Raw genomic sequence first — 21,510 nt, 5'->3', positions numbered from 1 at the left:
AGTTCGTCCTGGCCTGCGTTCCGACCGGCGTGCCGGTGCAGCGTGTGAGGGGGCCAGCCCGTCTCCCGAGAGTTTCCCGGCTCGCCCGCGTCGGGCAGCGCTGGCGCCCCGACCGTCGTCGAAAACGCCTGCAAGTTCGCCAGCAGGCGGGATTGCACCGCGTCCGGTTGGCGCGCGTGGCCACGGGTGAACGAGCGGACGTCGACCACCAGGCCGGCATCACCGCCGCGGTCGAGGAACAGACGGCGACGACCGGTGAACTGGCCCGCACCGTGGCGGCGCCGCGAACGGCACCCACGAGATCGCCGGGGTACTGACCGCCGCGGCCGGGGCCAGCGCCGCAGGCCGTTCCGGTCTGGAGCAGGTGCGCGCCTCCGTGGAGTCGTCGCGGGAGACGTCGCTGCGGTTGCGTCGGGCGGTGGACACCTTCCGCCTCTGAGTGCGCCGCGGTGGTGGAGACGACCGCCGTTCAGGCGCCCGCGTCGAGGAACTCCAGGAACTCGTGCAGGGCGCTGCGCACGTCGTCGGCGCTCCAGGCGAGCCCGGCCTCCGCGACGGTGATCTCGGTGAAGGAGAACCCCGGGGGCAGTCCGGGTTCGCGCCAGGGGTTAGCGAACAGTGCGGTGCCGGTCCGTTCGGCCTGCCGGGTGGCGGCCTCGTTCAGCCGGTCGGCGGACCCGGGGAACCAGAACTGGAACTGGTGGGTGTGCGGGACGGCGGGGTGGACCGCGGCCCCGGGGGAACCGGTGGATCCCCGGTCGGGTCGCTCGGCGAGTTCTCGGGTGAGGGCTTCGGCGACGACACGGGCGTGGGCGACGTGGTCGGGCAACCGGGGGAGTTCGCGGTGCAGGCCGTGCAGTGCGGTGAGGGCGGCCGGGAACTGCTGGAAGACGTTGCTGCCGTAGCGGTGCCGTTCGAGGCGGGTCTCCTCGACGAAGTCGGCGGGTCCCGCCAGGGCGGCCCCGGAGAGGCCGCGCAGGGACTTGTAGAAGGAGACGTAGACGCTGTCCGCCAGGGCCGCGATCTCGGGGAGGGGACGGCCGAAGTGGGTGGTGGTCTCCCAGAGGCGGGCGCCGTCGAAGTGGACGGACGCGCCGCGCGTCCGGGCCGCGGCGGTGACGTCCACCAGTTCCTCGAAGGAGGGCAGGACGAACCCGGCGTCGCGCAGGGGGAGTTCGAGGACCAGGGTGGCGAACGGTTCGGCGACGGCGCGGACGTCCTCGGCGCTGGTGGGTCGCGGTGCGGTGGTGAGGGGGACGGTGTGCAGGCCGGCGAGGCGGGTGAGGGCCTCGGACTCGTGCAGGCGGGGGTGGGACAGGGCGTGCAGGGCGACACCGTCCGACCCTCCGCGGCGGGCCCAGCACCGCAGTGCCGCCTGCTGGGCCATCGTTCCGGTGGGGAAGAACGCGGCGTCCTCCTTCCCCAGGAGGTCCGCCACCCGCCGCTCCAGGACGGTGACGACGCCGTCGCCGTAGAGGTCGGTGGGGGAGTCGAGGTCGAGACCCGCGTCGGTGGCGAGGTCGGTCGCCGCCTCGGTCAGGTCGTGCAGGCGCTGCCCCAGGCGGGCGGTGGTGGCGGGGCGGTCCAGCACGCGGGTGGCGTGCTGCACGGCGCGGACCGCGCGTTCGCTGCGTCCGGATCTCCTGCTGCTGTTCACCCGCGCCAGCGTAGGTGTGCGCGGGCCCGGGGACGGGAACAACCCTTCATTGAGAAGAGTTCTCATGAGGGAAGGTCAGAACAGCCCCATCCGGAGGTCATCGTGAAGCTCCACACCCACCCCGCCTACGACGACGTCGTGTTCCGCGACAAGTCCGCCGGCACCGCGTTCCTGTCGCGTTCCACGCTGACCGCGCGCGCCGGCCTGCCCACCGTGGAGTGGGAGGGCGCCACCTACCCGGTCGTCGACGTCGACGTCTCCTCCGCCAGCCACCCGTTCTGGACCGGCAACGCCCGCGTCCTGGACACCGAGGGACGTGTCGAGAAGTTCCGTCGCCGGTACGGCCGCAGCTGAGGGTCCTGCGTACGGTCCGTTCCCCGGACCGGCTGCAGCGCAGTGACACTCCGTGGACCCCGGCCGGGGCAGCGCCCCCGCCGGGGCCCACGGGTGGAAGTCGCAGCGCACTGCCCCTCCAGATCCCCGCCCACCTGCCGATGTGGTGGGGGCGTGGTCCCGGAACCCCCCGGGCGTGCGCCGTCGAACAACGCTTCTGCGCTCTCGACGAGATTACCCACCAGGTCGAGCAGCCGGCCCCGGGTACCAGCACGGCTCCTCGGTCGAGCTCCGTCAGGACTCGCCGCGCCGCGCCCCCGGACCTCGTGACCGGAAGGACGTGCCCGCACGTGCTCGGACGCCGCAACTCCCGTCCTGCCCACCACGCGCAGCCGATGCCGCGTGACGTGGAAGCCCTCGAAGCGGTGCTCGCCGCCCTGTCCGGTGGCGTCGAGGACGAGGTCGACGCGCACCGTGCGGTCGTCGTGGCCCTCTCGAAGGCGCTGGGGCTGGGCTACGGGGCGGTGTGGTTGCCCGCCCCCGGAGGTTCGACCGGGGTCGGTCACCCCTTCCGCCTGGTCGCGGAGACCGGAGCGTTCAGCGAAGTGCTCGGGCGCAGTGGCAGCGACACGATCACCTTGAACCCCGACCAGCTGCAGTGGGCCGCCACCCACACCATGGCCGTGCTGGACGAGTCCTCCACCGCCGAGGTGCCCACCTACCAGCGCTGGACCGTCGCCGCGCGTGCGGGTGCGGGTCAGGGCGCGATCCTCCCCGTCGTCGTGGGCGGTCGCGTCGTGGCGCTGCACGAGTACTACGGCAGCGCCCCGCTGCCCTTCTTCGGGGTCCGCACGGAGAAGTGGAAGGCCATCAGCCGCGTCGTGGCCTACGGCGTGCAGCACGCGCTGTCCGCCGCGGCGCTCGCGGAGACCCTCCACGACCGCCAGGCCGTGACGACCGTCATCGCCCGGGTCGGGGAGGCACCGGACGCCGCGAGCGCCCTGCGCACCGCGTTGGAGACGGTCCGCAGCGCGTTCGGCTGGGCCTACGGCTCGTTCTGGGCCCTGGACGAGTCGGACCGGACGCTGAAGTTCCAGCTGGAGTCCGGCTCGGCCGGGCAGGAGTTCCGGGACGTCACCCTGCGCGCCTCCTTCGCCGAGGGGGTGGGCCTGTCGGGCCGGGCGTGGAAGGCGCGTGACCTGGTCTTCGTCGCGGACCTGGCGGAGATGACCGACTGCGTGCGCGCACCGGCGGCTCAGCGGGCCGGGGTGCGCTCCGGCGTCTGCTTCCCCCTGCTCAGCGGGGGTGAGGTCGTGGGGACGATGGACTTCTTCACCACCGACACCATCCAGCTGTCCGCCACGCGGGCTGAGGCGCTGCGCAACGTCGCGCAGCTGCTGTCCCAGCGTCTGGAGATGCTGCACCGCGCGGAGCAGGACGCCTCCTCGGCACGGTCGCTCATGGACACGGTGTCGCGGCTGCGTCAGGCCACCTACAACTCCGACCGGGTGGCGGGGGCCGCGCGCGACCAGGCCAGCGCCATGGTGCAGGAGGTGGAAGCGCTGGAGCAGGTCACCACGTCCGTCGGCGACGTCATCAAGATCATCTCCTCGATCGCGGGACAGACGAACCTGCTGGCGCTGAACGCCACCATCGAGGCCGCTCGTGCCGGCGAGGCGGGGAAGGGCTTCGCGGTGGTGGCGGGAGAGGTGAAGGAGTTGGCGCGGGCGACGGCGGAGGCCACCCAGCGGGTCGGTGAGCAGATCGCGGACATCCAGGCCAGCAGCCGCAGCGTCGCGGCGGGGATCGGTGAGACGGGCCGGGTGATCGGTGAGCTGGACGTCGTCCAGGCGGACATCGCGGCGGTCCTGTCCGAGCAGGAGCAGTTGGCCGGCGACTACGGGCACTGACGGTCGCCACCGGCGCCTTCCGGGGCGGGCCTGTCCCGGACCGTCACGCCCCCGAGTTCCGCGAACCGCCGCCGTCGGGGTGGAGGTCGGCGAGTTGTCGCCGCAGGACCTCCACCGCCCAGTCGGTCGACTCGTCCTTCCCCTGACGGATCAGGTGCAGGGCGAGACCGTCGAGGAGGGCGTGCAACGTCGCGGTGGTGCGTTCCGTCCGCGGCGGTGTCGTGAGGACCCGTGCGACGAGACGGCAGGCGTGGGCGACGTCCCGGTGCGCGGCGTCGGCCACGGTCCTCAGCGACGGGTCGGCCAGGGCTGCGGTTCCGAGGGAGAACTGCACCTCCGCCTCCAGGCGACGTTCCTCGTCGAGGGGTAGCAGTTCCTCGAGCACCGCGGCGGCGGACGCCGTGTCGGTGATCTCGGCCAGCGCGGTGATGCGGGCCGTTGCGCGCCGACGGATGAGGTCGAGGCAGTAGGCCAGGAGCGCGGCCTGGGTGGGGAAGGCCCGTCGCAGCGAGGCGGGGGCGAGGCCGGCCTCGGCGGCCACGGAGCGCACCGACACCCCGCGGACGCCGTCACGCGCGGCGACCCGCCAGGCGGCTTCGGCGACCTCGATCTCGCGGGCCGTGTGGTCGATGAGCTTGGGCACGAGGGAACCCTACGTTGCTGGTACGACCGTGCTAACTTGCTTGTTAGTACGATCGTACTCGCAAAGGAGGGGTTCTTGTGGTGCTGCTCATCGCGGCCTGCGAGGTGGGTTTCTGGCTGCTGGTCGTGGCGGGTCTGCTGGCTCGCTACCCGCTGCGGGCACCAGCGGTCGGTGCCGTGCTGTTGTCGGCCGTTCCGCTGGTCGACCTCGTCCTGCTCGTCGCGACCGCCGCGCACCTGCGAGCCGGCGCGCAGGCGAGCTGGGCGCACGGTCTCGCCGCGGTCTACCTGGGGTTCACGCTCGCCTACGGCCGCCGGCTGGTGGCCTGGGCCGACCTCCGCTTCGCCCACCGCTTCGCGGGCGGTCCCGCGCCGGTGGCGCTGTACCGCTGGGACTACGCGCGCCACTGCTGGGCCGACGTGCTGCGCACCGCGGCCGGAGCCCTCGTGGCGACCGCGCTCCTCCTGGGGGTTCGCGCCTGGATCGACGACCCTTCCCGGACCGCTGCGCTGGAGCAGTTCCACCCCGTGCTCGGGGTGGTGGTGGCGGTCGAGGTCCTGTGGGCGGTCGGGTACACGGTGTGGCCGCGATCAGCGCCGGGCGGTGGCCCGGTGACCGCCGGCGGCCGGGGGAGGGAGTGAACCCGGCCTGGCGACGTCACCCCTCGGGACGGGTTCGCGCTCCGCTGGTGGGTCACCTGCGAGTGGTCACGAGTGTCCGGCCCGCAGCTGGGTAGCTGCACGGTGTGGACCGACCTCTCTCGCTGACGTTCGTCGGCACCGCCACCGTCCTCCTCCGGTGGGGGCCCTGACCGTGCTGACCGACCCGAACTTCCTGCACCGGGGCCAGTTCGCCTACCTCGGCAAGGGGCTCCTGTCCCGCCGTCTCACCGAACCCGCGCTGTCCGTGGCGGAACTGCCACCGCTCAGCGGGGTGGTGCTCTCGCACCTGCACGGCGACCACTTCGACCGGGTGGCCCGGCGGGGCCTCGACCACGGGGTGCCCATCGTCACGACCCCGCACGCGCGTCGACGGCTCGCGGGCCGTCACGGTTTCGGTGACGTCCGTGGCCTGTTCACGTGGGAGTCGAGCACGCTCACCACCGGGTCGGACCAGGTCGTCGTCACCGCGACCCCGGCTCGGCACGCCCTCGGGGCGGTGGAGTCCCTCCTGCCCCCCGTCATGGGCAGCGTGCTGGAGTTCTCCCGGGTGGGGGGAGCGGTGGAGCGCCGGGTCTGGTTGTCGGGCGACACGTTGAACGTCCCGGAGTTGCGGCAGATCCCCACGCGCTACCCCGACGTCGACCTCGCCGTCCTGCACCTCGGCGGCACCACGCTGCCGGGGGGCGTGGTGGTCACCCTGGACGGTGTGGCCGGAGCCGACGTCCTCGAGCTGGTGCGTCCGGCGCAGGCCGTGCCCGTGCACCACGACGACTACGGGGTCTTCCGTTCGCCGTTGTCCGACTTCCGGGCCGAGGTCGAACGCCGCGGGCTCGGACCGGTGGTGCGCTACGTCGCCCGGGGCGAGACGGCGGAGTTCTGACGGGGCGGTCCGGTCCGGCGGTCAGTGCACCTCGGCGCCCCGTCCCGAGGAGAACATCGACGCACCTTCCTCCTGGCTCAGTCGGACGTCGAGCACGAGGGGCACGTCCCCGGCCAGCGCCTCGATGACCGCGCCGGCGATCTCGGAGGGGTGGTGCACCTCGACCACGTCGGTGTCGTCGGGGAGCTGGATCACGGAACGGGACTGACCCGTCGGGGTGTCCGTCACGTCGCAGACGACCAGGACACCTCCACCGTCGTGCGCCTCCTCCACGGCGTGGGCGAGGGGGCCCTCCAGGGCGGACCGTGCGCAGACCCCGACGGCGATCGGACCCGGGAACCCCGGGACCCGCGACGACCAGGCGGAGAGCTCGCCGTCCTGCTGCGGGAGCAGCACGGCGCCTTCGGGGTACTGGTCGAGGACGTCCCGCAGGTGCAGCACGAGGGACCGGGTGAGGTGTTCGAGACGCTCTTGCGAGGTGGGCTGCTGCAGGGCTGCTCCTGGGCTCGGACGACGGCCCCGGCTCGACCTCCCGCCACGATGACCCCGACCGGGCGCGCCCGCAAGTGCTCCGTGCCGGGTTCAGCGCGTGGCGCGGTCCCGGACGGCACCGGGACGTGGCGGACGGCCGACCGGACGGGGGCGGGACCGTCGGTACCACCGGCCGAACAGCGCCACCGCGGTCAGGAGTTCGACGACGTCACCGCCGTAGAACAGGAGTTCGGCGGCTGCTCCGCCCCCGCGGGCGTGGAGCAGCTTGGCCAGGACGTCGTGGGCGGCGAAGACGGTCAGCAGCGCCACCGCCCGGGCCGCGAGGACCGGCCGGTGGGGCACGGGGTCGGGACCCACGAGGACCGTCGCGAACAGCCACCCCGCCGCCACCATGTGGACCATCAGCAGGCCGTGCACCGCGGGCGGGACCGGGACCAGGTAGTACAGGTAGAGACCGCCGACCTCGAGGGCGGTCGCGACCGGCAGCCAGGTGACCACCCGCGACCAGTGCAGGTGCAGCGCCCGGACGAGCAGTCCGCGCAGCCGGGGCGGGACGGTCCGCAGGGCGAGGCTCACGGGGGCCGACAACGCCAGCAGCACGGGCGCCGCCATCGTCACCAGCAGGTGGACGACGACGTCGTCGACGGCCCCGCGGACCGGCCACAACCCGGCGACCGCCCACGCCACCGCCGCGGCGACGGCGGCACCCGTCCGCGGGACCGGCCACCGGTCACCCCGCCGGTGCAGACCGCCCTCCGCCACCAGGTACGACGCCAGGAGCACCCCCGCCGCGAGCAGGAGCACCCAGCCGGGGATCACGCGTCCCGCCGCCGCCCGCGCCGACGTCCCACCAGCAGGACGACGGTGCCGGCCGCCAACCCGGCCAGCGCGGCCAGGTTCCACGCCACGTCGTAGGGCCACAGGTCGACGCCGTAGCGGATCTGGTGCAGGCCGAACACCTTGTGCTGCAGGAGCCCGTCATAGAGCTGGAACCCGCCCCAGCCGAAGAGGCCGCCAGCCAGCACGCGGTGGCCCACGACGGCCCGACGCCGCTGGAGGTCCGCGAAGAGGAACAGGCCGGCGACGACGGCGATCCAGCTGCCGGCGTGGAACCAGCCGTCGGAGACGAGACCGACCGTCGACGTGGAGCGGTCGTAGAAGTGGTGCCAGTGCAGGAGCTGGTGGAACACCGTCTCGTCCAGGAACCCCGCGACCCCGATCCCGACGAGGACCCCCACGGGCAGCGAGCGTCGCGCCACGACCACCGGAGCCTCAGCCCCCCAGGACGTCGCGGACCGCAGCGCGCCGCAGCCGTTCCAGCTCGGCGGCCTGACGGTCGGCGCGCTGGACCAGTTCCTCCAGGGCCTCGGCGTCCAGGCGCTCGTCGGTCAGGGCCAGCTCCCGCAGGCTGCGCCACCCGGCGGCCTTGCCCTGGACCCCCAGCAGCAGACCCTCCAGTTCGATGACCGTCCGCAGCGGTGAGGGCCGCACGAGGTGCCCGTTCGGTTTGAGCGCTCCCAGCGCCTCCCCGACCCGGCCGGCGTACTGCAACGGGCGCTCCACGGGGACGCCGAGGACCCGCATCCAGTGCAGCAGGCTCTGCCGGTCCTCGACGATCTCGTGGTGCAGGTGGTCCAGCGCGCGCCCGGTCTCGGTCCCCCGGTGGGCCCGGGCGCTGCGGGCGCTGCGGGCGAAGCGGGCCCGGCCCGCCGTCGCCCCGGCGAGGTGGTCGTTGAGGTAGACGGTCAGGTAGCGCCGGCGATCGTGATCGTTCACACCGGGGAGCTACCCGTGCAGGGTGGGCGGAAACCGAGGGGGGCCGCCGGACCCGGGACCTGCAGACCCGTCAGCGTCCGACCCCGACGGTCAGGGTGGCGGTGCAGCCCGCCGCCACGTCCCCGGGGTCCCCGGGGTCCCCGGTGACGGTGGCCAGCTGCCGCACGCCCAGGTCGTCGCGGAAGACGAGGTCGTCCGCGAGGGTGACGCCGGCCAGTTCGACGGCCGACCGCTCGTACCCGGTGGTGGCGTAGACGGCGGTGCAGTCGGCCTCGGGCAGCGCGAGCTGCGACGTGGTGAGGGCGTCGGCTGAGTCGTCGATCGCGGCGAGGTCGGCGTAGACCTCGAAGTGGACGTGGGGCCACCGTCCCGTGTAGCACCCGGGGAAGACGGAGGTGAAGGTCACCGTTCCGTCCGCGGCGGCCACCTGAACCCCGCGGAGGTAGTTCTCGCCCTTCAACTCCGGGGAGTACAGGGAGTAGCGGCCTTCCCGGTCGCACTGCCAGGCGTACACGGCGGCCCCGGCGAACGGAACCCCGCCCCGGGTCAGGTCGAGGACGGTCAGGGTGAGCGTCAGGGGGATCCCCGGCGCGGTCGTCGCGCTGATCTCGAAGCTCGACCGGATGTCACCGCGCACGACTCCGCTGCGCTGCAGCACGTTCAGCCCGTTCGACCCGTCACCGGGGAACGGTCCGGCGATCTCCGCGGGGATCTCGGCGATCGTGGCGGACGTCCCGCCCGCCCCACGACCGGTGGCCGGCGCAGCAGCGAGTTCGTCGTCGGAGCACGCCACCAACCCGGTCCCCGACAGTCCGAGCCCCAGGACCCCCAGGGCACGCCGACGGGTGAGCACGGTCACGACGTCGAAACCCAGGCCCTGCTCGTCCAGGTCGTCCTGGGGTCGCGGCAGGGTCCTGCCCTCGAACTCCGGCGGGTTCCGCGGCACGTCGGTCACGAGTCCATCGCCTCGGCGAACTCGCGGAACCGCTCACGTCCGGCGTGCATCGACCACAACCGCGTGGCGAGGACGTCGGGATCGTGCGTCGGGTGACCGGGGGTGATTGCACCCGGGACGATCAGCTGACCCACGTGGACGCCGTCGGCCGCCAGACCCTCGTGCAGCAGTGCCCCGTAGGTGCTCTCCGCGGCGAAGGCCACCGACGTCCCCGTGACCGCGAGCCGGGGACGGACGGCGCTGCCACCGTTGACGAGGAGGATCGACCCGCGGCCCAGGGCGCGCATGCCCGGCAGCACCGCCTCGACGCTCGTCGCGAGCCCGACCACCGAGAAGGCGACGGCCTCGGCGAGGTCGGCGCTCGTGGTCTCACCCACGGCACGCAGGTAGTTCTGCGCCGGGATCGGGCTGTACTGCAGCACTTCCACCGGACCCAGTTCCTCGTGGGCCGCCCGCAGCGCCACCGTCAGGGACGCGGTGTCCCGGACGTCGGCCTCGAACCCGCTCGCCGCGGTCCCACCGCTGCGCAGCCCGGCCGCCAGCTCCTCGACGTGGGCGAGGGTCCGGGAGACGAGGGCGACGGCGAACCCCTCGGCCCCGAACCTCCGCGCGACCGCGGCTCCGAGGCCGTTACCTGCTCCGACGACGGCGATGGTGGTCACGGTGTTCCTCCAGGAGGGTGCTCGAGCGGTGGGGACGGGGAACCCGTCGGCGGACGGTAGCGCGTGGTGCTCAGCCGGCCAGGTGCTGGTCGAAGAACTCTCCCAGCAGGTCGAAGGGGATCAGGTCCACCCGGTCGTAGAGGTCGACGTGCCCGGCCCCGCGGACCCAGTGCAACGTCTTGGGCTCGGCCGCGCGCCGGTAGGCGTCCTCGCTGAACCGCCGGGAGTGCGCCTGGTCCCCGGCGACGAACAGCAGCGGCCGCGACGAGATCGTCTCGAGGTCGTCGAAGGGGTGGAAGTTCGCGAACCTCGCCTCCTGCGTGATCGGCCGCATCGTCGTGCGGTCCGGGGAGGCGCCGGCGGGGGTGAACTCGCCGCGCGGGGTCCGGTAGAAGTCGAAGAACTCACGCTCGATGTCGGTGGAATCGGCCGTCAGCTCCAGCGGGGTGCCGTAGCCCCACTCGACGTCGTCGCCGTCGACCTGGGCGTAGCGCTGTTCGGCGGCGTCCGCGAGCCAGCTCTGGCGGGCCTGTGCCGACTGCGTGCCGTCGAGGCCGTCGCGGTGCAGGCCGCCCATGTCGTACATGCTCACGGTGGCGATCGCCCGCATCCGCGGGTCCAGCTTGGCGGCGCTGAGGACGAAACCCCCGCTGCCGCAGACGCCGATCGCCCCGATGCGTCCGCGGTCGACGGGAGCCCGGGTTCCGAGGAAGTCCACCGCGGCGCTGAAGGCCTCCGCGTAGAGGTCGGGGGACACCGACTGCCGCGGCCACCCGTCGCTCTCGCCCCAGAAGGGCAGGTCGAACGACATCGTGACGTAGCCCCGCTCCGCCATCTTCGTGGCGTAGAGGTTCGCGCTCTGCTCCTTCACGGCCCCCATGGGGTGACCCACCACCAGCGCGGGCGCGGCGGCGTCCTCCGGCAGGTCCACGGGGGTGAACAGGTTGCCCGCCAACGTCATGTCGTACTGGTTGAGGAACGTCACGCGGCGGACCGTCACGCGGTCGCTGGTGTGGAAGTTGTCCGCACCCGTGACGTGCTCCGCCTCGCTCGCCACGGCGTCGTCCTGCGGGCCGACGGCGACGGCGGCGGTCGCGAGCGTGCCGACGCCGGCCGCGGCCAGCACACCCCGTCGGCTCGGGGGTCGGCGGTCGGAGCGGGCGGTGGGCGTGGTCTCGATCGACATGCGTCATCTCCTGGGGAAGGTCGGGTGTCGTTCTCCGGGCGCTCGCGCGAGCACCGGGCCGATCGGTTCAGGCCTGGGCGCGTGCGTAGTCCTCGTCGGTCACCGGTTCGAGCCAGGTGACGGGGCTCGTCCCACCGCCGTCGGTGTCGGCGGCCTCGTGGATGGCCAGGTGGGCGGCGAAGGAGTCGGCGGTGGCGCCGTGCCAGTGCTCCTCGCCCGGGGAGCAGACCACGGTGTCCCCGGCCCGGGCCCGCAGCACCGACCCGTCCCGGGTACCCACCAGGGCGGTGCCGTCGGTGACGTGCAGGACCTGGCCCATCGGGTGGACGTGCCAGTGGGTGCGTGCGCCGGGGGTGAACCGCACGTGGGCGACTCCCACCCGGGAGGGCGCCTCGCCCGCGGCCAGCGGGGTCATCAGCACCTCGCCGGTGAACGTGGCCGTCACCCTCTGGGTCGCCGCGGGGGTGCTGAGCTGCATGGTTCTTCCTTCCTGGTGGGGTGGGGGTGTCAGGGCCGCAGGAGCACCTTGGTCGCGCGGCGCTCGTCCATCGCCCGGTAGGCCTCGGCGGCGTCGTCGAGCGGGAGCTCGAGGTCGAAGACCTTGCCGGGGTCGATCTTCCGGTCCCAGATGAGCTGGATCAGGTCGGGCAGGAACCGGCGCACGGGAGCCGGTCCGCCGTGGAGGTGGACGTGGGTCATGAAGATGTCGTCGCCGGTGATGGCGACGTCGTGCAGGACGCCGACGAAGCCGACGTGCCCACCGGCGCGGGTGGCCCCGATGGCCTGGTGCATCGACTCGTGGGTCCCCACCGCCTCGACCGCGGAGTGCGCCCCCAACCCGCCGGTGAGTTCCTTCACCGCGGCGACGAACTCCTCGCCGCGCTCGGCGAGGACGTCGGTGGCGCCGAACTCGCGGGCCAGGGCCTGCCGGTCGGCGTGACGGCTCGAGATGATGATCCGCTCCGCGCCGAGCTGGCGGGCCGCGAGGACCGCGCACAGGCCCACGGCGCCGTCCCCGACGACGGCGACGGTCTTGCCGGGGCCGACCTCGGCCGCGACCGCCCCGAACCACCCGGTGCCGAGGACGTCGGAGGCGGCCAGCAGAGACGGGACGAGGTCGGCGTCCGGCTGGCCCGGGGTGGCGACCAGGGTGCCGTCGGCGAGGGCGATGCGGGCGTACTCCGCCTGGGCGCCGCTGGGGGCACCGGGCTGACGGTGGACGCAGCCGGTCTGGTAGCCGGCCAGGCAGATCTCGCAGGTGTTGTCGGAGGCGAAGAACGACCCGACGACGAAGTCGCCGACCGCCACGTTCCGGACGTCGGCGCCGACCTCCTCGACGACCCCGCAGTACTCGTGGCCCATCGGCTGCGGCGTCGTCACCTCGTCGGAGCCGCGGTAGGGCCACAGGTCGGACCCGCAGACGCAGGTCGCGGTCAGGCGGATGATCGCGTCCGTGGGTTCCACGATCGTGGGGCGGTCGACGTCCTCGACACGGACGTCTCCGGGGGCGTGCATCACGACAGCGCGCACAGGGGTTCTCCTCGGTTCGGTCGGCCTGCACGGTCTCGTCAGGCCGGGTTGGGACACCTCGATGGTGGCCCCGTCCCGGTCCCCGCACCGCCCGGGAGCGGTGCCCTGGTGAGGGGTTCACCGGCAGTACACCCCTCGCCAGGGTGCGCCTGCGGGGTGTCCGCGAACGCCGGGAGCACCTACCGTCGCCACCATGGACAACCGCGCCGAGGTCCGCGACTTCCTCACCACCCGCCGGGCCAAGGTCACCCCGGCCCAGGTCGGTCTGCCCGACGCCGGTCAGCGCCGGGTTCCCGGGCTGCGGCGGGCCGAGGTGGCGTCCCTGGCCGGGGTCAGCGTCGAGTACTACGCGAAGCTCGAGCGCGGTGCGCTCGGCGGGGTGTCCGCCTCGGTGCTCGAGGGGCTGGCCCGGGCGCTGCGGCTGGACGACGCCGAACGCACGCACCTGTTCGCCCTGGCCCAGGCCGCCGACGGAACCTCCGCGCTGGCTCGTCCGCGGCGACGGTCCACGACGCGCTGGACGCCGCGTCCCAGTCTGCAGTGGACGCTGGAGGCGATCACCGTGCCGGCGATCGTGGTCAGCGGGCGGATGGACCTGCTGGCGGCGAACACGGTCGGCGCGGCCATGCACTCCTCGGTGTACGAGTCCGTCCACGCCTCGGTCGCCGGCGCGTCCCCGAACTTCGCCCGCTACACCTTCCTCGATCCCGATTCCCACCGCTTCTACCCGCACTGGGACGTCGCCGCCGCGATCGCGGTCGCCATCCTGCGCACCACCGCCGGGGCCGATCCCCGCGACAAGGAGATGCACGACCTGGTGGGGGAGTTGTCCACCCGCAGCGAGGAGTTCCGTCGGCTCTGGGGGACCCACGACGTCCGCCACCACGGTTCGGGGACGAAGACCTTCAACCACACAGCCGTCGGTGACCTCGAACTGGCCTACGAGTCCACCTCGATGGTCTCCGAACCGGGTCTCACCCTGACCATCTACGCGGCGGAGCCGAGCAGCGTCACCGCGGAACGGCTGCAGCTCCTCGGGTCGTGGGCCGCGACCCGCCTCGAAGCCCGGGAACCCGCCTCCGCCCGGCACGAGGCGTCGCAGAGCCTCGAGCAGCGGTAGACCGACCCGGACGGGCTCACGTTCCCCGTCGTCCCCCCGGCCGTGGCCCCAGGGGGAGGACGTGGGGATCAGAGGTGTTCGTGGAAGAACCCCGCGAGCCTGTCCCAGGGGATCAGGTCGACCCGGTCGTAGAGGTCGACGTGCCCGGCGCCGGGGACGATGAGCAGTTCCCTGGGTTCCGGGGCCTGCGCGTAGGCGTCCTCGGTGTAGTAGCGCGAGTGCGCGTGCTCGCCGGCGACGAGCAGCAGGGGACGGGGTGCGGTGAGTTCGAGCTGGGCCAGCGGCACGAAGCCGGTGATCGCGCCGAGACTGGTGAGGGACAGCGCGTGCGAACGCGGGTGGGCACCCCGCGGCGTCGTGTAGTAGGCGGCGAACTCGTCGGCCGCCGCCTGCTGGGAGGGTTTCAGCGCCACGGCGTCGCCGCCTCCGTAGCGCACCTCGGCGCCCTCGTGCTCCGCCCACCGCTGTTCGGCGGCCTCGGCGAGGGCGAGCTGCCGTTCCTCGACGGTGTTGACCTCGCTCGGGACCGGTGCGTACCCCAGACCGTCCCGGTAGGCGCGGCCCATGTCGTACATGCTCACGGTGGCGACCGCCTTGAGGCGCGGGTCGACCTGAGCTGCGGAGAGGGCGAAACCTCCGCTGGCGCAGACACCGAGGACGCCGATCCGGTCCCGGTCCACGTAGGGGCGGGTACCGAGGTGGTCGACGGCCGCGCTGAAGTCCTCGACGAAGGCCTCGAGGGAGGCGATGTGGCGCGGCCACCCGCTGCTCTCACCGTTGTAGGAGGCGTCGTGGGCGAGCGTGACGAAACCACGTTCGGCCATGGTCTGCGCGTACAGCCCGGAGGTCTGCTCCTTCACCCCGCCGAAGGGATGCCCCACCACGAGGGCCGGCGCCGGCCCGACGAGGTCCAGGGGACGGTAGAGGTCGGCGACCAGTTCGATGCCGATCCGGTTGGTGAAGGTCACCTTCTGGTGGTCGACGGCCGCGCTCCGGGGGAACGTCTTGTCCCACGTGTCCTCCGGCGCGGGTTCCTCGGCGTGGGCCGCGGTCGAACTCGGAACCGTCGCGAGCGTTCCGGCCGCGGCGGCCACGCCGCTCATCGTCAGGACGCGGCGACGGGAGAAACCCGGCGGGAGCAGTTCGGCGGTGTCGGACTCGTGGGACGTCGAGGTCATGATGGCCTTCCTGGAGTTCGCGGAGCGTCGAGCTCCCATCGAAGGTCGGTCGCGGTCGCGGGAGAAGTCCCTGCGGGTAGAGGTACTGCTGGGGTACCCCTGGTGGGGCGCGCCGGGACGCCGGATGCGCTTGGATCGTGGGGATGCCCGTCCGGTCGTGCTAGCCCACCAGTTCCCTTGGAGTCCCGTGCCGACACCGTCACCCGTCTCGACCCCCGTCGAACGGCCCTTCCCCCGGGCGGCTCTCGGCGTGCTGGCTCTGCTGGGTTTCACCCTCATCTCGACCGAGACCATGCCGGCCGGTGTCCTGCACCAGATCGCCTCCGGGATGGGAACCTCCGAGGGGGTCGTGGGTCAGTTCGTCAGCGCCTACGCGTTGGGAACCGTGCTGCTCACCGTTCCCGCGATCGCGCTGACCCGCTCCTGGCCCCGCAAGCGCCTGCTGATCACGGGGATCCTCGCCTTCCTCCTCGCGAACACGGTCACGGCCCTCTCCGGTGGAGTGACGCTTTCCCTGGTCTCGCGGTTCGTCGCGGGGGGTTGCTCGGGGACGTTGTGGGGGATGCTGGCCGGGTACGCGTTGCGCATCGCCCCGCCCGCGGCGGCCGGCCGGGCCCTCTCGCTGATCTCGGTGGGCGCTCCCGTGGGGATCGCGTTCGGAACGCCACTGGGGACGTGGCTCGGGACCACGTTCGGCTGGCGCTGGTCCTTCGCCGGACTCAGCGTCCTGGCCGTGGTCGTCCTGGTCCTGGTCGTCGCCGTGGTGCCCGCCGCCGACGGGCAGTCCACCGCGTCGCACCGGCCCGCGTCGCAGGTCGTCCGGATCCCCGCGGTCGCCCTCACCCTCGTCGTGATCGTCCTGTGGATGCTGGGGAACACCACGACGTACACCTACATCGCCCCCTTCCTCCGCGCCGGTGGTTCGACGGTTCCCCTGGAGGGGTTGCTGCTGGTCTTCGGCCTCGCCTCGATCGTCGGGATCGCCCTGACCGCGGCGCTCATCGACCGGGCGCCCCGGGCGCTGGTCCTGGGCTGCGCCGGCGCGTTCGCGCTGTCCGGGGTGGTGCTCGTGCTCTTCCCGCACTCCCCGGTCGTGGTCCACGGCGCGGTCGCCGTGTGGGGCGTCGCCTTCGGCGGGGCCTCCCCGCAGTTGCAGCGTCCGCTGGCCGCCGCGGGCGGGGAGGACGCGGACGTGGCGAACTCCTTCCTCCCCGTCGCCTTCAACGTCGCGATCTTCGCAGCGGGCGTGCTGGGGGCGCTGGTGCTCGCCTCGGGCGGCGACCGACTGCTCCCCCTGGCCATGACCGTGGGCGGCGGGGCCGCGTTCGCCGTCCTGGTCCTCGGCCTCCGCACCGTCTACCCGCAGCACGCTCCGGCGAGGACGGCCTGAAGGCCGGGAACTTCCCGACGGCCAGGAACAGGTGCACGGGTTCCCCTCGAGGTGGGTTCAGGCCGAGTGGGGCTCGACGACGGCCTTCAGCGACCGGGCGTCGCGGCGGGCGAGGGTCAGCGCCGCTTCGGTCTCCGCGAGCGGGAACCGGTGGGTGATGAGCGGGGTGGTGTCGACGGCGCCGGAGGCGATGAGGGACAGCGCCGTGGGGTAGGTGTTGGCGTAGCGGAAGATCCCGGTGATGGTGAGTTCCCGGCCCTGGACGAGCGGAACCGGGAGGGGTAGTTCGTCGGCGCCCATGCCCACCAGGACGGCCCGGCCGGCCGGGGCGAGGACCTCCACCGCGGAGCGCCACGCGGCCGCGGCGCCGGAGCACTCCAGGAGGACGTCGAAGGTTCCCGTGAGGGGTTCCGTGGCCGGGAGCGCGGTGAACCCGAGGCCCCGCGCCACCTCCAGGCGGAACTCGCTGACGTCGGTCAGCGTCACCGAGGTCGCTCCGAAACCCCGTGCCACCTGGGCGGTGAACAACCCGATGGGTCCGGCGCCGGTGATGAGGACGCGGTCGCCGGGCGTGATGCCGCCGCGGCGTGCGGCCCAGACTCCCACGGACACGGGTTCGGCCATGGCGGCCTGTTCGGCGCTGAGCCCCGCGGGTGCGGGGTGCGCGAACGCCGCGTCGAGGGTGACGAACTGCGCGATGGCCCCGTTCACGGGTGGGGTGGCGAAGAAGACCACCGCGGGGCAGAGGTTGTAGCGACCGGCCAGGCACTGCTCGCAGGTGCGGTCGGGAACTCCCGGTTCGAGGGCGACGAGTTCCCCGAGGCGGCCGCGGTCCACGTCGGCACCCACCTCCACGACGGTCCCGGCGGCCTCGTGGCCGACGACCATGGGGGTCTCGACGACGTAGCCGCCGATCCGGCCGTGCTCGTAGTAGTGCACGTCGGACCCGCAGATGCCGACGGCCTCGACGCGGACGAGCACCTCGTGGGCGGCGGGGACGGGTCGCTCGCGCTGTTCGATGACCAGGGACCGGGGTGCGTGCAGGACGGCGCTGGTGTTCACGGGTTCTCCAGGGGTCGGTCGTGGTGTCGGGGTCAGCAGGTGGTGTAGCCGCCGTCGGCGACGAGGACCGTCCCGGTGGTGAAGGAGGAGGCGTCGCTGGCGAGGAACACGACGGCCGGGGTGATCTCCTCGAGGGTGGCGATGCGTTCCATCGGGGTGTCCTCCAGGACGTGGCGGCGGGTCCGCGGGTCCTCGACGGCGGCTCCGTCGGCGGCGACGTGACCCGGGGCGAAGGCGTTGACGCGCACCCCGAACGGGGCCCACTCGGCGGCGAGGCTGCGGGTCAGGTGGTGGACGGCCGCCTTGGACGCCGCCGCGGCGTGGTCCCAGTGCGGTCGGCCGGCGATGATCCCGGCGGTCGAACCGATGTTCACGATCACGCCGGCGCGCTGGGCGACGAACGCCCGCCCGAAGGTCTGGCACCACAGCCAGACGGTGTCCAGGTTGCCGTCGACGACCCGTCGCCAGTCGGGCGCGGTGACGTCGAGCGCCGCGGACGGGGCGCGCACGTCCACGGCGTTGACCAGGACGTCGACCCGGCCGTACCGGTCCACGGCCGTGCTCAACGTCCGCTCGACGTCGTGGACGTCGGTGACCTCGACGTGCAGGAACTCCGCCGCGATGTCGTCGGCGCGCATGGCCTTGACGAGGTGCTCGCCCTCCTCGGTGTCACCACCGGCCAGGAGGACGCGGGCGCCGGCCAGTCCGAGCGCGTGCGCGCAGCCGCCGGCCACGCCCCCCGTCCCGGTGGTGACGACGGCCGTGCGACCCGTGAGATCGAACCTGTCGGACAGCCTCAAGATCGTCGTCCATCCTCCGGTCGTCCTCGTCCGAGCCGCGCCACCCCGCGCCCGCACGGCGAGCGTAGGTGTCCACGGGTCGTGCGACTAGCGACTCGGACGCTCGATCCTGGTACTTTCCTGCACCAGGAAGCCGCAACACCGGGCCGACGCTGCCGATCGGAGGAAGATCAGTATGACCCCGTCGGAACCTCACGCCCAGGTCGGTCGGCGCTGGGGCAGCGCCCGCGCCGTCCGCGAGGTGGTTCCCCCGGATCCGCGGCTGTCGGCCCGCTGGCACGTCCACGACTACCCGGGACCCTTCGCGCGGTGGAACCACCACCCGGAGTACGAGATCCACCTGGCCCGGTCCGGGCCGGGGCGGTTCATCGTCGGGGACCACGTGGGCCGGTTCGGTGCCGGTCACCTCGCCCTCGTCGGCCCGGAGGTTCCGCACGACTGGATGAGCGACCTCGGACCGGGGGAGGTGATCGAGGGACGCGACGTCGTGTTCCAGTTCCACGGCCGCTGGCTGGAGCAGTGCGAGGAGCTGCTGCCGGAGTTGCGGACGCTGGCGCCGCTGTGGGCGCGCTCGCGGTCCGGCGTGGAGTTCAGCGGCCGGACCGCCGAGGCGGGCGCGCTGGCGCTGGAGAGCATCGGCCTCACGCGGGGCGCGGACCGGCTCGCCCACGTCTTCTCCCTCTTCCACCTGCTGAACACCGCGCCCGAGGACGAGTACCGCCTGATCTCCGGCGTGTGGGAACCCCAGGTGAACGACCCCCGGGCCGAGGAGGTGATCGGCGAGGCTCTGGCCTACGTGCTGGACAACCTCACGGGTGACGTGCGGTTGCCCGTGGCCGCCGCGCACGCGGGCATGAGCGAGTCGGCGTTCTCGCGCTACTTCAAGCGGGCCAGCGGGCTGACGTTCACCGAGATGGTCGGCAAGCTGCGCCTGACCCAGGCGGCGGCCCTGCTGGTCGACACCGACCGGCCGGTGCACGCGATCGCGACCGACGTGGGGTACGCGAACCTCTCGAACTTCAACCGCCGCTTCCTCGACGGTTTCGGCCTCACCCCCACCGCCTACCGGAAGCAGAACCGCCGGGCCGGCTGACGTCCCCCACCTCCCCACCGATCGCCGCGGATGCCCCGACGAGGCGGAACTGGCGGCCCACGCCGCTCGAGCGGCGGGAGGGCCCAGGGAGTTCGGGATCGCACCGCGCCGCGGGTCAGCCACCGCTCACGCGCAGGACGCGGTCGTCGCCCGCCGACGGCCGTCCGCGGCCGTCGGTGTTGTTCGTGAGCATCCACAGGCTCCCGTCGGGGGCGACGACGACGTCACGCAGGCGGCCGAACTCTCCAGCGAAGCGTTCCGTGGCGTTCCCGAGGTCGTCCAGCGCGACGTCGCGCAGCCGCTGACCACGCAGGTTGGCGATGTGGATCGCGCCGTCGGAGACGGCGATGCCGCTGGGGCTGGCCTCCTCGGGTGCCCACTGCTGCACCGGGTCGACGAAACCCTCCTGTCCGGCCACGCCCTCGACGGTCGGCCAGCCGTAGTTCCCGCCGGCCCGGACGACGTTGAGTTCGTCCCAGGCGTCCTGCCCGAACTCGCTGGCGTAGAGGGTTCCGTCCTCGTCCCAGGCGATGCCCTGCGGGTTGCGGTGGCCGTAGCTCCACACCGCGGACCCCGCGAACGGGTTGTCGACCGGGATCGAACCGTCCGGGGCGATGCGCAGGATCTTGCCCGAGAGGGAGTTCAGGTCCTGGGCGCTGCTCCGGTCACCCGCGTCCCCCACGGTGACGTAGAGCATCCCGTCGGGGCCGAACGCGATGCGGCCCCCGTTGTGGTAGCCCGCGGCGTCGAGCCCCGCGAGGATCGTCTCGCCCTCCCCGAGGGAGAGGTTCCCGGGCTCCCCGGTGAGTTCGTAGCGTTCGACCCGGTTCTCCCCCTCGCCCGTGGAGTACGCGAAGAGGTCCCCGTCCAGGACGGCGATGCCGAGCAGCCCGCCCTCGCCGCTGCCCCCGACGCCGTCGACGACTCCGACCTCGCGGGTGGTCCCGTCGTCCGCGATCTCCAGGACCCGGGCACTGTCGCGTTCGGTGACCAGCGCGGTCCGCTCGTGGAACGCCAGGGACCACGGTGCCTCGAGGTCGGTGCTGACGACCTCGACACCGCTCGCTGCGGTCCCGGCCGTCGACGGCGGGCCGGCGGGAGTCGCGCTGGTGCAGGCCGTCAGCCCGAGGAAGGCCGCGGCACCGACCGCCGCGAGGGCGCGCAGGCCGGAGCCGGCGATCGGTTCGTGGGCAGGAGGTTTCGCCACGTTCGTCCTTCTTCCGATGAGGGGGACCGGGGCCGGGACCCTCGCGGCCCGGACCTCACGCTACGACGCCGACCGGGGGAGCCGGGGGTTCCTGGGGTGCCCTGTCAGTGCGCCTCAGAGGAGGAACTCCTCGGGGGACGTGGTCGTGGTGAGGGGTGTGGCCGGATCCGGTCCGGGCGGAGGGTTTCCGGTCGAACGGTTCCCGGAACCGTCGGGCACGACGGTGGCGAGGGACGACGAAGGGGAGACGACAGGTGAGCACGCGGATCGACGACCAGCGGACCGGGACGACCGGGGCCGCTCGCGGCGGCGGAGCGTCTGCCGTGACGGGCCCGCGGGCCCTGCTGATCGCGGCGGTCCTCCTGACCGCTGTGGCGGTGACCTCCTGCAGTTCGTCGCCGACCGCCGCCCCGGCCGGCGATCCGGTCACCGGACCGCCCAGCAGTTCGGCGGGCAGTTCGGCGGGCAGTTCGGCGGGTGAGGCCGCCACCGTGACGCTTCCCGCCACGACCGACGTGGTGGGCACGGTCGTGCGCTTCACCTCCCCGCGGACGAGCGTCGACGTGACGATCGGGGAGGACAGCCCCGCGACCCGGGACTTCCTCTCGATGCTGCCGTTGACGCTCCCGGTGGAGGACCTCGCGGGCCGGGAGAAGATCAGCTACCTCCCCCGGGAGCTGGACCACGCCGGGTCCCCGGGGTCCGATCCCGAGGACGGCGATCTCATCTACTTCACCCCCTGGGGGAACCTCGGGTTCTACTACGACGCCTCCGGCATCGAGTACGCCGACGACACGCTGCACCTCGGGACCTACCAAGCCTCGGCCGAACAGCTCGAACTGCTGGAGGGCGGTGCGGTGAGCGTCGACGTCGTGCCGTGACCTGCACCACCGGGCCGGTGTCGCCCCCTGAGGTGCCCTGACAGGGAACCCCGGAGCGCGGTGGACGCCGGACGTCCGCGGCTACGGTGGGTC

The 21,510-nt window shown here is 73.1% G+C and carries 23 protein-coding genes and 1 pseudogene; 9 read left to right on the top strand and 15 right to left on the bottom strand.

What is annotated here, in order from left to right; all coding sequences use genetic code 11:
* Positions 1-176 precede the first annotated feature (176 nt).
* Positions 177-317, top strand: a complete 141-nt coding sequence (locus OG218_RS09000) for a hypothetical protein (protein ID WP_328292876.1) — start codon at positions 177-179, stop codon at positions 315-317.
* Positions 318-469: 152 nt separating this feature from the next.
* On the opposite strand, the gene OG218_RS08995 is transcribed toward OG218_RS09000, so the two are convergent.
* The gene (locus OG218_RS08995) at positions 470-1,666 is read right to left on the bottom strand and encodes a threonine aldolase family protein (RefSeq protein ID WP_442906473.1); all 1,197 of its coding nucleotides are present in this window, start codon (positions 1,664-1,666) and stop codon (positions 470-472) included.
* A gap of 93 nt (positions 1,667-1,759) precedes the next feature.
* Here OG218_RS08995 and OG218_RS08990 point away from each other — a divergent pair, with 93 nt between their 5' ends.
* Both OG218_RS08990 and OG218_RS08985 read left to right on the top strand, forming a co-directional pair.
* On the top strand, positions 1,760-2,011 hold the full coding sequence (locus OG218_RS08990) for a type B 50S ribosomal protein L31 (protein WP_328292874.1): 252 nt from the start codon (positions 1,760-1,762) through the stop codon (positions 2,009-2,011).
* Positions 2,012-2,385: 374 nt separating this feature from the next.
* Complete coding sequence (locus OG218_RS08985) at positions 2,386-3,900, top strand: methyl-accepting chemotaxis protein (protein WP_328292873.1); 1,515 nt, start codon at positions 2,386-2,388, stop codon at positions 3,898-3,900.
* Positions 3,901-3,943: 43 nt separating this feature from the next.
* Here the strand turns inward: OG218_RS08985 and OG218_RS08980 are convergent, their stop codons facing one another.
* Positions 3,944-4,543, bottom strand: a complete 600-nt coding sequence (locus OG218_RS08980) for a TetR/AcrR family transcriptional regulator (protein WP_328292872.1) — start codon at positions 4,541-4,543, stop codon at positions 3,944-3,946.
* Between the two features lie 80 nt (positions 4,544-4,623).
* Between OG218_RS08980 and OG218_RS08975 the strand changes: the two genes are divergently transcribed.
* Together OG218_RS08975 and OG218_RS08970 are read left to right on the top strand one after the other, a co-directional pair.
* On the top strand, positions 4,624-5,184 hold the full coding sequence (locus tag OG218_RS08975; protein ID WP_328292871.1) for a hypothetical protein: 561 nt from the start codon (positions 4,624-4,626) through the stop codon (positions 5,182-5,184).
* A 104-nt stretch (positions 5,185-5,288) separates the two neighbouring features.
* Positions 5,289-6,085: pseudogene (locus OG218_RS08970) on the top strand (MBL fold metallo-hydrolase).
* 21 nt (positions 6,086-6,106) lie between these two features.
* Here the strand turns inward: OG218_RS08970 and OG218_RS08965 are convergent.
* The 9 genes from OG218_RS08965 to OG218_RS08925 all read right to left on the bottom strand — a co-directional run bounded on the left by OG218_RS08965 (position 6,107) and on the right by OG218_RS08925 (position 12,686).
* Complete coding sequence (locus OG218_RS08965) at positions 6,107-6,526, bottom strand: hypothetical protein (protein WP_328292869.1); 420 nt, start codon at positions 6,524-6,526, stop codon at positions 6,107-6,109.
* 141 nt (positions 6,527-6,667) lie between these two features.
* Positions 6,668-7,396, bottom strand: a complete 729-nt coding sequence (locus OG218_RS08960) for a cytochrome c oxidase assembly protein (protein WP_328292868.1) — start codon at positions 7,394-7,396, stop codon at positions 6,668-6,670.
* Positions 7,393-7,836: a DUF2243 domain-containing protein gene (locus tag OG218_RS08955; protein ID WP_328292867.1), complete on the bottom strand. Its 444-nt coding sequence runs from the start codon at positions 7,834-7,836 to the stop codon at positions 7,393-7,395. The genes OG218_RS08960 and OG218_RS08955 overlap by 4 nt, the downstream gene beginning before the upstream one ends.
* 13 nt (positions 7,837-7,849) lie before the next feature.
* The gene (locus OG218_RS08950; RefSeq protein ID WP_328292866.1) at positions 7,850-8,353 is read right to left on the bottom strand and encodes a hypothetical protein; all 504 of its coding nucleotides are present in this window, start codon (positions 8,351-8,353) and stop codon (positions 7,850-7,852) included.
* 70 nt (positions 8,354-8,423) lie between these two features.
* Positions 8,424-9,308, bottom strand: coding sequence for a dioxygenase family protein (locus OG218_RS08945; RefSeq protein WP_328292865.1), 885 nt, complete (start codon positions 9,306-9,308; stop codon positions 8,424-8,426).
* Complete coding sequence (locus tag OG218_RS08940) at positions 9,305-9,970, bottom strand: SDR family NAD(P)-dependent oxidoreductase (protein WP_328292864.1); 666 nt, start codon at positions 9,968-9,970, stop codon at positions 9,305-9,307. The genes OG218_RS08945 and OG218_RS08940 overlap by 4 nt, the downstream gene beginning before the upstream one ends.
* Positions 9,971-10,040: 70 nt before the next feature.
* Positions 10,041-11,156: an alpha/beta hydrolase gene (locus tag OG218_RS08935; RefSeq protein WP_328292863.1), complete on the bottom strand. Its 1,116-nt coding sequence runs from the start codon at positions 11,154-11,156 to the stop codon at positions 10,041-10,043.
* A 67-nt stretch (positions 11,157-11,223) separates the two neighbouring features.
* Entirely contained in the window at positions 11,224-11,634 is a 411-nt protein-coding gene (locus tag OG218_RS08930; RefSeq protein WP_328292862.1) for a (R)-mandelonitrile lyase, read from the bottom strand.
* Positions 11,635-11,663: 29 nt separating this feature from the next.
* Positions 11,664-12,686 (bottom strand): zinc-dependent alcohol dehydrogenase family protein, encoded by a 1,023-nt coding sequence (locus OG218_RS08925; RefSeq protein WP_328292861.1) that lies wholly within the window; start codon positions 12,684-12,686, stop codon positions 11,664-11,666.
* Between the two features lie 193 nt (positions 12,687-12,879).
* Between OG218_RS08925 and OG218_RS08920 the strand changes: the two genes are divergently transcribed.
* Positions 12,880-13,806, top strand: coding sequence for a helix-turn-helix transcriptional regulator (locus OG218_RS08920; RefSeq protein WP_328292860.1), 927 nt, complete (start codon positions 12,880-12,882; stop codon positions 13,804-13,806).
* Positions 13,807-13,874: 68 nt separating this feature from the next.
* On the opposite strand, the gene OG218_RS08915 is transcribed toward OG218_RS08920, so the two are convergent.
* Positions 13,875-14,984 carry an alpha/beta hydrolase gene (locus OG218_RS08915; RefSeq protein ID WP_328292859.1) on the bottom strand — a complete coding sequence of 370 codons (1,110 nt, stop codon included), beginning with the start codon at positions 14,982-14,984 and terminating at the stop codon, positions 13,875-13,877.
* 187 nt (positions 14,985-15,171) lie between these two features.
* Between OG218_RS08915 and OG218_RS08910 the strand changes: the two genes are divergently transcribed.
* On the top strand, positions 15,172-16,374 hold the full coding sequence (locus OG218_RS08910; RefSeq protein ID WP_328292858.1) for an MFS transporter: 1,203 nt from the start codon (positions 15,172-15,174) through the stop codon (positions 16,372-16,374).
* Positions 16,375-16,431: 57 nt separating this feature from the next.
* Here OG218_RS08910 and OG218_RS08905 read toward each other — a convergent pair whose 3' ends face one another.
* Together OG218_RS08905 and OG218_RS08900 are read right to left on the bottom strand one after the other, a co-directional pair.
* Positions 16,432-17,436 (bottom strand): NAD(P)-dependent alcohol dehydrogenase, encoded by a 1,005-nt coding sequence (locus OG218_RS08905; RefSeq protein WP_328292857.1) that lies wholly within the window; start codon positions 17,434-17,436, stop codon positions 16,432-16,434.
* A gap of 32 nt (positions 17,437-17,468) precedes the next feature.
* Complete coding sequence (locus OG218_RS08900; protein WP_328292856.1) at positions 17,469-18,236, bottom strand: SDR family NAD(P)-dependent oxidoreductase; 768 nt, start codon at positions 18,234-18,236, stop codon at positions 17,469-17,471.
* A 175-nt stretch (positions 18,237-18,411) separates the two neighbouring features.
* Between OG218_RS08900 and OG218_RS08895 the strand changes: the two genes are divergently transcribed.
* A complete protein-coding gene (locus OG218_RS08895) occupies positions 18,412-19,329 on the top strand; it encodes an AraC family transcriptional regulator (RefSeq protein WP_328292855.1) in 918 nt (305 codons plus the stop codon).
* 115 nt (positions 19,330-19,444) lie between these two features.
* Here OG218_RS08895 and OG218_RS08890 read toward each other — a convergent pair whose 3' ends face one another.
* Complete coding sequence (locus OG218_RS08890) at positions 19,445-20,536, bottom strand: PQQ-dependent sugar dehydrogenase (RefSeq protein ID WP_328292854.1); 1,092 nt, start codon at positions 20,534-20,536, stop codon at positions 19,445-19,447.
* 254 nt (positions 20,537-20,790) lie between these two features.
* Here OG218_RS08890 and OG218_RS08885 point away from each other — a divergent pair, with 254 nt between their 5' ends.
* Positions 20,791-21,417, top strand: a complete 627-nt coding sequence (locus OG218_RS08885) for a cyclophilin-like fold protein (protein WP_328292853.1) — start codon at positions 20,791-20,793, stop codon at positions 21,415-21,417.
* The last annotated feature ends 93 nt before the right edge of the window (positions 21,418-21,510 follow it).

This window comes from Kineococcus sp. NBC_00420 (assembly GCF_036021035.1).
In the GTDB taxonomy this organism is placed as follows: Bacteria; Actinomycetota; Actinomycetes; order Actinomycetales; family Kineococcaceae; genus Kineococcus.
This window is presented reverse-complemented; position numbering and strand designations above follow the sequence as displayed.